The sequence below is a fragment of the Motilimonas sp. E26 genome (genome assembly GCF_021278025.1).
GTDB lineage: Bacteria > Pseudomonadota > Gammaproteobacteria > Enterobacterales > CBDFNC01 > Motilimonas.
On record NZ_JAIBHJ010000023.1, the window covers coordinates 17,012 to 29,773 of the forward strand.

Sequence of the window (12,762 nt, forward strand, 5' to 3'; positions counted from 1 at the left end):
TAAGAGCGAAACATACTGCATTAGAAAGAGGCGCTTAGCGCCTCTTTTTTTTTTCTTGGCTTTTGTCATAATACCCGCCCTGTTTGTTAGTTTGGAATCATCGTGGTTATTCGCGTTCGTCATATTTCTAAATCTTTTTTAATGTTTGATAATCCGGTTCAAGTAATTAAAGATAAGTTGTTTGGTCAAGAAAAAGTTGCGCGTTTTCATGCCTTAAAGAACATTAGCTTTAGTGCTAATCAAGGTGAAACCCTAGGCATTGTTGGACATAATGGCTCAGGTAAATCAACCCTATTACAAATTATTACTGGGGTAATGCGCGCTGATGAAGGGCTCGTTGAGGTGCAAGGACGTGTTGCTGCCTTACTGGAATTAGGTTCAGGCTTTAACCCTGAGTTTACCGGTCGTGAAAATGTATTTTTCAGTGCTTCGCTATTAGGTTTAACTGAAGCTGAAATTAACGCTAAGCTTGATGATATATTAGCTTTTTCAGCTATCGGTGAATTTATTGATCGACCCGTTAAGACCTATTCCAGCGGTATGATGTTACGCTTGGCCTTTTCGGTGGTAATTAATACTGATCCGGATGTGTTGATAGTTGATGAGGCATTAGCGGTTGGTGATGATGCCTTTCAGCGTAAATGTCACGCTCGTATTAAACAACTGCAGTCACAAGGTGTTACCTTACTTTTTGTTTCTCACTCCGCAGGTCAAGTCATTGATTTATGTGATAGGGCGATCCTGCTCGACAAAGGCGAAATGTTGATGGAGGGGAGCCCTAAATCTGTGGTGCACAATTATCACAAGCTACTGCATATGCAAGGCGCAGAAAGAGATGAATTTCGTCAGCAGATTTTAACCGGAAATATCAGTAATGAGCCCGTTGCTATTATCAATGATGAGCAAGATAACAGTGGTCAACTAGACGATAATTTAGTGCCAACATCAACAGTGTGGTACCAGCCAAATGGCGCGTTTATTTCACAACCTTTATTGCGTAATACGGCTGGGCAACAGGTAAACTTGCTACAATCCGGCCATCAGTATGATTATTGCTTTCACGTTGAGTTCACTGATGACGCCTTTGAAGTTGGCTTTGGCATGCTGATTAAGACGGTTGCTGGTGCAGAGCTTACAGGGGCTACTACCACGCGAAATCATGAAAAGAGATTACCATTTGTAGCGAAAGGGCAAGTGATTGAAGTGCGATTTCGGTTCCCCTGTTTGTTACGTAATGGTACCTATTTTTTAAATTGTGGCTGTTCTGCCTTAGTGCAAGGTGAGAGGCGGTTTTTACATCGCGGCGTGGATGCTGCGATGTTTGCGGTGGTAGAGGAAAACCCTGACGCTACCGGGGTGATTGATTTTGGCATTGAATTACATGCAGAGGTAATAAATGAAGCCTAATCTTTTTATTGTCGGTGGGCAAAAATGTGGTACCACTGCGTTAGCTAGTTTTCTACAGCAACACCCTGATATTTGCTTAGTTGAGGGCAAAGAAGCCCATGTTTTTGACTCCCCGCGACTGCAAAATGTTGAAAAAAATATCATTAATGAGGCTTATCAGGCAAAGCTTCAGCATTATTCACAGCAACGTTATGTCTGCGATGCGACGCCAATATATTGTTATTTACCAGGCATTATGTCGCGTTTAGCCAGTTACTCTAACAATGCAAAAGTTATTATGTTACTGAGAGACCCCGTTGATCGTGCCGTGTCACATTATAAAATGGAGTCTCGCAGAGGTTTAGAGCACCGCTCTATGTTGAGGGCTTTTTTAATTGAATCTGCACGTTTAAAGAAATGCGAGGATAAGTTAGCCGATCATTCCCCTTGGCGAATTCACTCTTATTTAGACAGGGGACGCTATACGCAGCAATTATATTCTATTTATCAAAGCTTTGATTCTGAACAAGTGCTGATTCTGCATAACGATGATCTACGCCACCATCACCAAGCAACACTGCAGCGGGTATTTGAATTTTTAGACATTGCTGAGCATGATATTGCTCATCAAGAAATTTTTGCCGGGCAAGATAAAAAAATGGGGTTCACAGATAAATTAGCGCTGTTGTTGGCTCGATTTATACTGCGAAAGGATATTCAGATAAGCAATAAATATAGATTTTCTACTTCTTAAGGGGTCCAATGGCAAATCAAATAGCGATTTTGATTCTCGGTATGCATCGTAGTGGTACCAGTGCTTTAACAGGAATGCTCGGAAAAGCGGGGATCCCTTTAGGAACGGAGTTTATTGATGACGTTGCCGATGTTAATAAAAAAGGGTTCTGGGAACACAAGCGTTTAGTTGAAATTAATGAAGCGATTCTTGCTCATCTAGGCAAAAGTTGGTTTTCGTTAGATGTCGCAGCTGAGTTAAGCAATGTCGGTCTCTTTGAGTTAGCTAAGTTCAAACAGCAAGCCATAACGTTCATTGAAACAGAGTTCTCTGGTGCGCCTATTTTTGCTTTGAAAGATCCTCGAATGTGCGTGTTGGCAGAATTTTGGTTGGATGTATTTCAGTCCCTTGAAATTGAAACTAAGGTTATCATTTTGAACCGTATGCCTGACGAGGTGGCAGCTTCTTTATATAAAAGAGATAAGCTCCCAATGTTGATTGCTCAGCAACTCTGGCTGGAGCATACCCTTGGCTGTTTACAGGTATGTCAGCTGCAGTTTGATGTTGTGACGATCATTTCGTTTGAAGACTTTCTTAATGATCCCAGTCGTTTTCTAACTAAAGTATTGCAACAGTTTTCTCTTGCGATACCTATTAATATTGACGCTGCATCTGGCTTTGTTGAGCCGAACTTACGCCGGCAACATTGCCATGAACAACAGAAAAATTTAGCTAATGACTTATATAATGCTTTGAACACTGCCGATTTTGACTTGGATCGAGTGTTACAAGAGTATCAACAGAAATGCCAACAACATAGCCATCAAAACATGCCTTATCTTGTTGCACTGACTGAGGCTTTTATTGCTATGAATAGAGAAATAATTGCTCATCAGCATAGTGAAGCAAAGCTTACTCGACTTGGACAGTCTCATTCCCTTGCGTTAGCGACGATCGATGAACGAGACAAACAGCTTGATGAGTTTAATTTATGTTTGAATAAACAACGTGAAGAGCTCTCTTATGCAGTAACTGTGGTTGAAGAACGCGATCAGCAGTTAAATGATTTAGCAAAAGAGTTAGCTCATGCGGTTGCTGTGGTAAAAGAGCGAGATCAACAGTTAGCAAATTTATACTCCCAGCTTGAGCAAGAAGGGGCTGCTCATGGCCATGCAATCAGTGTGATAGAAGAAAGGGATGCACAATTAACAAAAGTTATACAGGAGTTGGCTGCCCTACAACAGAAATATGATGATTTAGATAGTTTAAGCGCTGTCGATTTTACTTGGCGAAAAATGAAACGTAAATTGGATGCATAATGAAAACAAAAATTGATGTAATTATCCCGGTATACCGAGGTTTAGAAGAAACGTCAGAGTGTATTATTTCAGCGCTAGCTACCTTAGATATGAATCTGGCAAATTTAATAGTTATTAATGATTGTTCTCCAGAGCCTGCATTAACCGAGTATTTAAGAAATCTCAGTGCTGAAGGTAAAATACAGCTTTTAGAGAATGATGTTAATTTAGGTTTTGTTGCCACCGTAAATCGGGGCATGAAGTTAAATACTAATCATGACGTGTTGTTACTTAACAGTGATGTTGAAGTTGCAAATGATTGGTTGGAACGGATTCAAGCCGTAGCTTATCAAGCTGAAAATATAGGCTCAGTTACGCCCTTCTCAAATAATGCAACGATTTGCAGTTTCCCAAATTTTTGTGAAGACAACACTTTATTTGCCGACTTGTCGGTAGTGGAAATCGATAATTTATTTTCTCAAACTCTGAATAATACAGATTTCGTGGATGTTCCAACAGGCGTTGGTTTTTGTATGTATATACGCCGAGACTGCTTAGATAAAGTGGGGTATTTTGATGAAGAGACCTTCGGTAAGGGTTATGGAGAGGAAAACGATTGGTGTCAACGCGCGATTAAATCGGGTTGGCGTAATGTACATGCTCTTAACGTATTTGCTTACCACAAAGGTGGTGTGAGCTTTGCAGATGAGCAAGATCCTCGTAAAGAAAAAGCACTTGAGATTTTGAATGAGTTACACCCAAATTATCAGCCAGATGTGATGGATTTTATTGCTCAAGATCCAGCCAAAAGAGCACGATTAGCAGTCACGATGAAGCTTTTAGCACTTTCTAGCACCGCCAATATTCTCGCTGTTTCCCACGGATTGGGAGGCGGAGTGCTTGACCATATTCATCAATTAGCGAGTTTTACAAGAGGTAAAGCAAACTATGTGTTGTTGCAACCGACATCAGGCTCTGATGTAAAATTATCTTTTTTCATCTCAGGTGCACTATTACAAGATAATATTTTTATTGATGTGGATTTAGATTATGCCAGCTTGATAAAGCTATTACAGTATTTGAACATCAGTCGCGTGCACTTTCATCACACAATGGGGCTACCTACGCGCATTTGGGGGATAGCTTCCGATTTAGGTATTAAACATGATGTAACGATTCATGATTATTACCATATTAATGGCAACCCGAGCTTAACCGATATTAACGGTCGCTATTGTGGTGATAAAGACAATATGGATGAGCTGTGTCATCAGCATTATCCGATCCCAGTTAGCAGCGAAATCTGGCGAGAGAATGCTAAAGTACTTTTGGCTCCTGCTGAACGCATTATCTTTCCTTCATTTGATGTGCAGCAGCGTTTTAATAACTACTTTAGTTTGCCCCAAGGTCGGGTTGTTTATCATTCGGATAATGAAGCTAATCTATTTATTGATGATATTAAACCAGTACCGCGAAAAGATTCTAAGTTAAAAGTACTAGTCCTTGGTGCGTTAAGTCGTGAAAAAGGGGCTGAGGTATTAGAGCAAGCGGCAATGGCATTGGCTAATAGACCAATTGAGTTCCACCTTTTGGGCTACGCATTTAAGCCTTTAAAGTCGGTTACTACTTACGGTCAGTATAATAGTGAAAAATTAGATGAACTGATACGAGAGTTACAACCTGATGTAATTTGGTTCCCAGCCTTATGGCCTGAAACGTATAGTTATACTTTGAGTGCGGCACTGCGTAGTCATGCAGTGATCATCGCTTCTGATTTGGGGGCGTTTAAAGAACGGCTAGCTAAACGTTCATCTTCAATTATTTTGCCTTGGGACTACAGCGAGCAACAATGGTCTAATTTTTGGGAAGCTTACCTCGAGGGAAGTTATACTCCTGATAGTGAAGTTATGCAGTTTTCTAACCTTTCGAGTCCAAACTTTTACAGCCAAGAGTATTTGAGCTTCCCATTAAGAGAAAGAGACTCAATAATTGATATGTCGTTTGACATTAATATTTTTATTGAAAATCAAAAAATACCAGAGATAACAAAAGAAGCGAAAATACTTCATCGTTTAGCTAGGCTAAAAGCATCGAAAAAATTGGCCTGGTTAGCTCGTAGGATCCCTCTATCGGTTCAACGTAAAGTGAAAGAAAGAATACTAAAAAAGACTAAATCATAACGACTACTTGACAATAAAGGCGTCGGTAAAAGTTTTAATTATTTTTATTAGTCTGATAGACACCACAATTAAGCCATTAATAGTTTTGAATGTTTATTTCTCGGCTTTTAATGGTTTAAACATTACGAACGTTTGACCTTTGTCCGCTTGTTTTTTTAACTATGTTGAATATATGTTATATAAATAGTGGATAAATATTTTATTGTGGGTGATAAATATGAAGATTGTTATTTCTGGTGTCAACTTGGTTGAAGGTGGTACATTAACAGTATTTAAAGATGTTATTTCGGCTTTTTCTATAGACAAAAAAATTGAAGTTATCTGCTTGGTTAATGACAAATCTTTGTTCTCTAATATTAAAGGTGTACATTTCATCTCTTTTCCTGGCATTAAAAATAGCTGGGTGAAAAGGTGCTGGTTTGAGTATGTTAGTTGTAAAAAAATTGCGGAAAGTATAAAGCCTGACTTATGGTTGGCTATGCATGATATGACTCCAAATGTAGGGACGTGCCCTCAGTATGTTTATTGCCATAACCCATCACCATTCCTTCCTGTTTCATTTAAGCTATTTTGGTATGAGCCGAAGGTTTTTTTATTTTCTATTTTTTATAAGTGGCTTTATCGAATTAATATAAAAAAAAATATTGCAGTAATTGCACAACAAGAATGGTTTGGCCATTATCTAACTGATGTTTTAGGAGCGAAGCAAGCGATTATTGCTAGGCCTGTTTCTTTTTCTCCGCGGAGCATTAAAAAGTTGGACTCTAGTCCTCTAAGAGAAACCATCGTACTATTTTACCCAGCCCTTGCTAGAACGTTCAAAAATTTTGAATTACTGCTAAATTGTTTTGCATACTTAAAAAAAGAGTACCGAAATGTTTATAATTCTTTTGAATTACAGTTAACTATTGATGAAAATGAAAATAAGTTTGCTAGTACACTGGTAAATCGTTATCGAGAGTTAGAGAATGTAAAATTTTTAGGTAGACTTAACTTTGAAGAAGTGAAGCAGAGGTATGAAAATTGTGACATAGTAGTGTTTCCATCAAAGTTAGAAACGTGGGGGTTGCCAATTTCGGAAGCTAAACTCGCTGCAAAACCAATAATTTTATCTGATCTGCCTTATGCACATGAAACTTTGGGAGATTATCATTCTGCGTTATTTGTCGACCCTGATGATTATATTACCTTGGCAAATGCAATCGTTGACTTATTTCACGAGAAGAATATATTCCATAGCGTTAAGTTTCAATCTAGTCTTGATGTGATCGATTCATGGCCGTCGTTAGTCTCAGCTATGGTAAAATGACATCCAATACTAAATAATAATTTAGTTTTACATATTGAGAGCATTACAATGGCTAAAATATATATATCTATCGTGTCTCACGCTAATGATGATGATCTGATTTTTAATGCTGATTTACGAGAGATATCAAAACTAAATGATGTAATAGTGATTGTTAGAGATAATGTTGATAGTTCAAAACTCCGAGACTATTGTTTAGATAATGGTTTTATTTATTCAGCCTCGGCGGAAAGACTCGGTTTTGGTGCTAATAATAATATAAATTATGAGCAGGCATGTGAGGCTGGTATGTTGTCGTCAGATTGGTTTCTGCTGCTGAACCCTGATATCACTGTTTCTGTAGCGATGTTTCGTAGTCTTATAAAGAAAATTGAATCTAAATCTTCTGGTATTTATTCCGCAAACCTATACTCAGATGAAAAACTTTCTATGGAAGAAAGATCTTTAAGAAAATTTCCTAATATATTTTCTTTTTTTAATTTGTTTTTCGGGAAAAGCTTAACCACTCCTTACATTAAGTCTGAACTAGTTGATGGTGCAGAGGTCGATTGGGCAGCGGGATCGTTCTTGATTATTCATGCTGACTTATATCGCCAATTAGGAGGGTTTGATGAGCGATACTTTATGTATTTCGAGGATGTAGATCTTTGCTTCCGAGCACAAAAAAAATTCAATGAAAAAGTTGTCTATATGAAAGACATTAAGGTTGTACACCGAGGGGGCTATCAAAACAGGAATTTTTTCTCTCCGCATTTTCGTTGGTATTTGTCGAGCATGATTCGTTTTATGTTAAGAAGTTTTATCGGGAGACGAAATGCAAGTACTATTAACGGGTAGTTCTGGTTTTGTTGGTAGTCATCTCAAGCAAACCCTTATGGAGCTAGATGTGAAGTTGACCGTACTCAACCGTTGTTTAACTGACACGCAATGTGTTGATGCCATATATGTTCCAACTTTTGATGGCAATACTCTGTTTCAATTAGATAAATTTCAATTTGATGTGGTCATTCACTGTGCCGCGATTAATCATGATGTTGAAGAGGAAAAGTTAGACCTTCTTAGACAGGTCAATGTCGAAGGAACGTTGAATTTAGCCACCCAAGCGGCCAAGGCGGGTATCAAGCGGTTTATTTTTATCAGTACGGCTAAGGTTAACGGTGAAACCACCGAGAATAGGGAAGCTTTTTGTGAGACTGATAAACCAAACCCTCAAGGTAGTTACGCGAAAAGTAAATATGATGCTGAAGAAGGCTTAAAAGTAATATCCGCCCAAACCGGTATGGAATATGTCATTGTAAGGCCTCCTTTGGTTTATGGCCCTAGAGGAAGAGGCAATTTTTCTTCCATCTTGAACTGTGTTTATAAAAGGGTGCCTTTACCATTCTATAGTCTTGATGGTAATAGACGAAGTTTTATTTCAGTCGGCAACCTTGTGAGCTTTATATCGCTTTGCGCAAACCACCCGCAGGCGGGAAACCAAGTCTTTCTAGTCTCTGATGATGATGATGTCTCTACAAAAAGATTGTTCGATGTAATTGCAAGTTGCTTTAAAGTGTACTCGCTTAACTTCCCTGTCCCTAAGCGTGTTATTTTATCTATATCAAAAATACTGAAAAAAGAACATGTAGTTACACGAGTTACCGATTCGTTTCAAGTTAATATAAATAAAGCAAAGAAGCGTTTGGGCTGGTTACCTCCTGGCTCTTTTGAATCGGGCGTACAGCATACTGTTGACGACTTTATCTTGAAACGTGTGGCTAATAAAATAAAGAAATTTTAATGCGAAATAATATAATTACCTTTTTTGACTGTTTTATTGCTATTACTACTTTAGTAATGCTTTCTCCGATACTTTTTTGTATTTATATCATTATTTTTTTCGATCATGGCTCGCCCATTTTCATTCAGGTTAGAATGGGGAAAAATAAAAAACCATTTTCTTTAATAAAATTTAGAACGATGAAACCAGATACGGAGTCTGTCGCAAGCCACCTCGTTGCAACCTCATCCATTACACCCGTTGGGCGGGTATTACGAAAGACTAAGTTAGATGAATTGCCTCAGTTGATTAATGTATTGAAACGAGATATGAGTTTGGTCGGACCAAGACCTAATTTATTTAATCAGATCGACGTAATTAAAGCCCGCGAAGAATACGAAATTTATTCAGTTTTACCTGGTATTACAGGTTTGGCTCAGGTCAATAATATTGATATGTCCACTCCAATACACCTTGCGGAAATGGATAAGAAAATGTTAGCGGGTTTTTCTATTAGACAGTATTTCAAATATATTTTTATGACTATTTTTGGCGCTGGAAGAGGTGATGCCGCTAGGCCTTAATAGAATTATTTTATATTAGCTTATTTTAATCGTGCCTTTATATCGCTTAATTAGGATGCCAGTGAATGGGATGGTGTTTGGCTTGGTTCACTTTTGGTATTGTATCCGGTTGGTGCGCGGAATAATATTTCATAAATACTGGCTTCATCATAGTCCGAGCAGGCGATATCCAATGGTTCAATGATTTTCAGTAAATCGTGCCAGTGAAGAAACTCCTCGTCAGCTTTCATAATTGAAGGGTGTTCTGTTGGATGTGAGTCTTCACCCACTAACAGCTCTTCATATAGCTTTTCTCCTGGGCGAAGTCCGGTTATCTTGATTTCAATATCACCAAACGGGTCGTCTTCTGTTCTTAACGTTAGCCCACTAAGCTTAATCATTCGTGTAGCTAGGTCAATAATGCGAACCGGCATGCCCATGTTTAACACAAATACTTCTCCCCCCTTGGCCATCGCACCAGCTTGTATCACTAATTGTGCCGCTTCAGGAATGGTCATAAAGTAACGTATAATATCTGGGTGGGTAACAGTAACCGGTCCGCCTTGTTTAATTTGCTCTCTAAATAAAGGTACCACGGAACCTGACGATCCTAGTACATTACCAAATCTGACCATACAAAAAAAAGTGCTAGGGCTACGCGGCGCCATCGCTTGAAGAACCAACTCTGCCATACGTTTCGAGGCGCCCATTACATTAGTTGGCCTCACTGCTTTGTCAGTTGAGATGAGCACAAAATTTTTAACCCCTGCGCTGACTGCTGCTTCGGCACAACGCCAAGTTCCAAATACATTGTTTCTGACACCCTCTACCACGTTATCTTCTACCAGAGGAACATGCTTATAGGCCGCAGCATGATAGACCGTGTCGATATGATATTTTTGCATGACTATCATTAATCTTTTTTGCCGTTGGACTGAACCTAAGACTGCGTGTAGTTTTGTATCTAGCCCATTAACAGATATGTATTTCGAAATCTCTTGCTCTATTTTGTAAAGGCTAAATTCGTTGAGCTCAAATAATATAAGTTTAGATGGGCGCTGGGTAATAATTTGACGGCACAACTCTGATCCAATGGATCCCCCTGCGCCTGTGACCATTACATTCTTATTACTAATGCAGCGACCAAGTAGGTCATCACTTGGTGGTACGGGAGTTCTACCCAGCAAGTCCTCTATTTCTATACTTTGAATATCATTAATATTGGCTTTGCCGTTGGTGATATCTTCTACACTAGGCATAGATAAAACTTCGGCGGAACATGATTCAAGAGTTTGTATGAGTTTGGCTCTTTCAGCGCGAGGGGTTTTCCCCAAAGCTAGTAACACTTTGACAGCGCAGTGTGTGGCAATTAAGTTTTCTAACTGGCTGTAAGGAAACACCCTTAAACCGTGTATTGTAATGCCGTGTTTTTTTACATCGTCATCTATAAATGCAGCTGGTCGGTAGTCTGTGCCGCGAAATAAGGCGTGAGCAAGTTGGTAGCCGGCATTGCCTGCACCGTAAATGATTATGGCAGGCTTGTAGCGTTGCAAGCGCTGGTGAACAAGGCTTCTCAAAATTAGCCTTGGACTGCCAAGGATGATCAGTGCCACAAGTGCATAAATGACAGGCACGGAGCGCGGTATAAAGCTATGAAAGTAATAACTGCTGGCTGCTAGGACGATGGCAGATGTTGTAATTCCAGCTACCAGTGTGGTGATAGCATTGATGGTCATATAGCGCAAAATTGCGCGGTATAGCCCGAGTCTAATGAAGCAAAAGATTGAGACAGTTACGGTTACAAGAGTGGATGCTAGCTCTGGTAAGCCTGGTGAAAAAGTGAGTTCTGCGGAATCTAAGCGTAGAAACAATGCAAATAGAATGGATGCAATGATCCCTAATGCATCATAAATAATAGTGGCTAAGCGTTTGAATTTTCTTGATATATTTAGCTTGTGAAAAGGCATCGATAATTCCGCTTTTATTTCAGTGGGGGATTGTACCACACGTTATTAAAAGATGAGTAGTTGGAAAAAATACCGATTTCAGTATTTAAGCAAGCAAAGTATCACTAGTTAGAAATAAATGAACCCTAGTGACAAGGTATCGCTACTAGGGGCACTGTAATAGCGCAACATTGATAGGTCCGAGAGTTGGGTAAACGCATATAGTATATCTTACTCCTATAGACACATAGCAGGTGTCTCTAAACGCTTGCGCCTGTTGTATTTTGCAAACAATAGCTTAGATAAAAGGAGAAGTTAATAACGTTGTCTATTTTGCTATTTTTTGTAAAAAATTGTAAATAAACGTTGTTAGGCTTTTTTGTATTGACTAATATTATCCTAGGTCACAAAACTATAAAAGTTGGTTGGGTAGATTCATCACGTCCAATTTCACCTAATTTACTGCTTCTTTAGGACTGTCATGTTGACTCTGAGCATAAAACTTATCTTAGTTTTTCTATTTACCTTACTGGCCATACAATTCTTTAAACCAATTGCAGAGCGTGTTGGGTTAGTGGATAACCCTTGTACCCGTAAACAGCATACTGGTTTTGTTCCATTGATTGGTGGTATTAGTGTTTTCACTGGTATTATTTTTGCCTCAGTTGTGTTTGGCTGGATAAGTTCGTCAGTCACACCATTAATGACTTATATCTTCTGTATCTCGATACTCGTTGTTCTAGGTGCAGTTGATGATGCTAAAGACCTATCTGTAAAAATCCGTCTAGCGGTACAAACACTCATTACATTTATCATGATTATGGGAAGTGACTTATTCATCCATAACCTTGGCGAGATGCCTTTTATTGGTGAACTGAATATAGGTTGGCTTGGCTATTTCTTAACTGTTTTTGCGGTTATCGGCGCGATTAACGCTTTTAATATGGTTGATGGTATTGATGGGCTATGTGGTTGTTTATCCATTATGACGTTACTGCCAATGGCGATAGCTTTCAGTTGGAGTAGTCAAACCGTTCCAATGTTAATTTGTTTGGTTATTTGCGCGGCCATTCTTCCCTTTTTGGTAGTTAACCTAAAACTTTTCTTTGTTAAGCAAAAGATATTTATGGGGGACGCAGGTAGTATGATGATAGGTTTCAGTGTCGTTTTCTTACTGCTTTCAGGATCCCAAGTCGACGCTCAAAACACTTCTTTCAGTGCTGCTGCTGCGCTATGGTTTATTGCTATTCCATTAATGGACATGGCTTCAATTATGATCAGACGTATACGCAAGGGGCAATCGCCCTTCCAAGCGGATAGAAACCACTTACACCATATCTTTTTACACTCGGGCTTTACATCAAGGCTATCGTTGCTGATCATTACCATCGTTCAGGCTGGTTTGAGTGTCGTTGGTTTATTAGGGATCCATTTCAGTATTCCAAGTTATATCTTAATGATAGGTTTTGTTACTATTTTTTTTTGTTATTCTTACGCTGTTCAGCATGTTTGGCGAATCACCAAATATCTAAGAGCAAGAAGAATTAATAAAGTAAGATTACTCAAAGAAAATCATGCGTAGGTATAA

10 protein-coding genes are annotated in these 12,762 nt (G+C 39.0%); 9 read left to right on the plus strand and 1 reads right to left on the minus strand.

Going from position 1 to position 12,762, the window contains the following annotated elements:
* Positions 1 to 102: 102 nt before the first annotated feature.
* From K1M91_RS16450 to K1M91_RS16485, 8 genes are all read left to right on the plus strand, one after another.
* A complete protein-coding gene (locus tag K1M91_RS16450) occupies positions 103 to 1,407 on the plus strand; it encodes an ABC transporter ATP-binding protein (protein WP_232803355.1) in 1,305 nt (434 codons plus the stop codon).
* The gene (locus tag K1M91_RS16455; RefSeq protein ID WP_232803356.1) at positions 1,397 to 2,140 is read left to right on the plus strand and encodes a sulfotransferase; all 744 of its coding nucleotides are present in this window, start codon (positions 1,397 to 1,399) and stop codon (positions 2,138 to 2,140) included. The genes K1M91_RS16450 and K1M91_RS16455 overlap by 11 nt, the downstream gene beginning before the upstream one ends.
* Positions 2,141 to 2,148: 8 nt before the next feature.
* Entirely contained in the window at positions 2,149 to 3,438 is a 1,290-nt protein-coding gene (locus K1M91_RS16460; protein ID WP_232803357.1) for a hypothetical protein, read from the plus strand.
* The gene (locus K1M91_RS16465) at positions 3,438 to 5,597 is read left to right on the plus strand and encodes a glycosyltransferase (RefSeq protein ID WP_232803358.1); all 2,160 of its coding nucleotides are present in this window, start codon (positions 3,438 to 3,440) and stop codon (positions 5,595 to 5,597) included. The genes K1M91_RS16460 and K1M91_RS16465 overlap by 1 nt, the downstream gene beginning before the upstream one ends.
* 217 nt (positions 5,598 to 5,814) lie before the next feature.
* A complete protein-coding gene (locus K1M91_RS16470) occupies positions 5,815 to 6,906 on the plus strand; it encodes a glycosyltransferase (RefSeq protein WP_232803359.1) in 1,092 nt (363 codons plus the stop codon).
* A 48-nt stretch (positions 6,907 to 6,954) separates the two neighbouring features.
* Entirely contained in the window at positions 6,955 to 7,743 is a 789-nt protein-coding gene (locus K1M91_RS16475) for a glycosyltransferase family 2 protein (RefSeq protein ID WP_232803360.1), read from the plus strand.
* The gene (locus tag K1M91_RS16480; RefSeq protein ID WP_232803361.1) at positions 7,721 to 8,686 is read left to right on the plus strand and encodes an NAD-dependent epimerase/dehydratase family protein; all 966 of its coding nucleotides are present in this window, start codon (positions 7,721 to 7,723) and stop codon (positions 8,684 to 8,686) included. The genes K1M91_RS16475 and K1M91_RS16480 overlap by 23 nt, the downstream gene beginning before the upstream one ends.
* Positions 8,686 to 9,249 carry a sugar transferase gene (locus tag K1M91_RS16485; RefSeq protein WP_232803362.1) on the plus strand — a complete coding sequence of 188 codons (564 nt, stop codon included), beginning with the start codon at positions 8,686 to 8,688 and terminating at the stop codon, positions 9,247 to 9,249. The genes K1M91_RS16480 and K1M91_RS16485 overlap by 1 nt, the downstream gene beginning before the upstream one ends.
* 50 nt (positions 9,250 to 9,299) lie before the next feature.
* Here the strand turns inward: K1M91_RS16485 and K1M91_RS16490 are convergent, their stop codons facing one another.
* On the minus strand, positions 9,300 to 11,195 hold the full coding sequence (locus tag K1M91_RS16490) for a nucleoside-diphosphate sugar epimerase/dehydratase (protein WP_232803363.1): 1,896 nt from the start codon (positions 11,193 to 11,195) through the stop codon (positions 9,300 to 9,302).
* A 460-nt stretch (positions 11,196 to 11,655) separates the two neighbouring features.
* On the opposite strand from K1M91_RS16490, the gene wecA reads away from it, so the two are divergent.
* Positions 11,656 to 12,756: a UDP-N-acetylglucosamine--undecaprenyl-phosphate N-acetylglucosaminephosphotransferase gene (wecA, locus tag K1M91_RS16495; protein WP_232803364.1), complete on the plus strand. Its 1,101-nt coding sequence runs from the start codon at positions 11,656 to 11,658 to the stop codon at positions 12,754 to 12,756.
* Positions 12,757 to 12,762: the final 6 nt, after the last annotated feature.

What these genes read in the sequence shown, in the direction of transcription:
- K1M91_RS16475 (WP_232803360.1), top strand. Translation starts at nt 6,955, where the DNA reads ATGGCTAAAATATATATATCTATCGTGTCTCACGCTAATGATGATGAT.
- K1M91_RS16455 (WP_232803356.1), top strand. Translation starts at nt 1,397, where the DNA reads ATGAAGCCTAATCTTTTTATTGTCGGTGGGCAAAAATGTGGTACCACT.
- K1M91_RS16485 (WP_232803362.1), top strand. Translation starts at nt 8,686, where the DNA reads ATGCGAAATAATATAATTACCTTTTTTGACTGTTTTATTGCTATTACT.
- K1M91_RS16460 (WP_232803357.1), top strand. Translation starts at nt 2,149, where the DNA reads ATGGCAAATCAAATAGCGATTTTGATTCTCGGTATGCATCGTAGTGGT.
- wecA (WP_232803364.1), top strand. Translation starts at nt 11,656, where the DNA reads ATGTTGACTCTGAGCATAAAACTTATCTTAGTTTTTCTATTTACCTTA.
- K1M91_RS16465 (WP_232803358.1), top strand. Translation starts at nt 3,438, where the DNA reads ATGAAAACAAAAATTGATGTAATTATCCCGGTATACCGAGGTTTAGAA.
- K1M91_RS16480 (WP_232803361.1), top strand. Translation starts at nt 7,721, where the DNA reads ATGCAAGTACTATTAACGGGTAGTTCTGGTTTTGTTGGTAGTCATCTC.
- K1M91_RS16470 (WP_232803359.1), top strand. Translation starts at nt 5,815, where the DNA reads ATGAAGATTGTTATTTCTGGTGTCAACTTGGTTGAAGGTGGTACATTA.
- K1M91_RS16490 (WP_232803363.1), bottom strand. Translation starts at nt 11,195, where the DNA reads ATGCCTTTTCACAAGCTAAATATATCAAGAAAATTCAAACGCTTAGCC.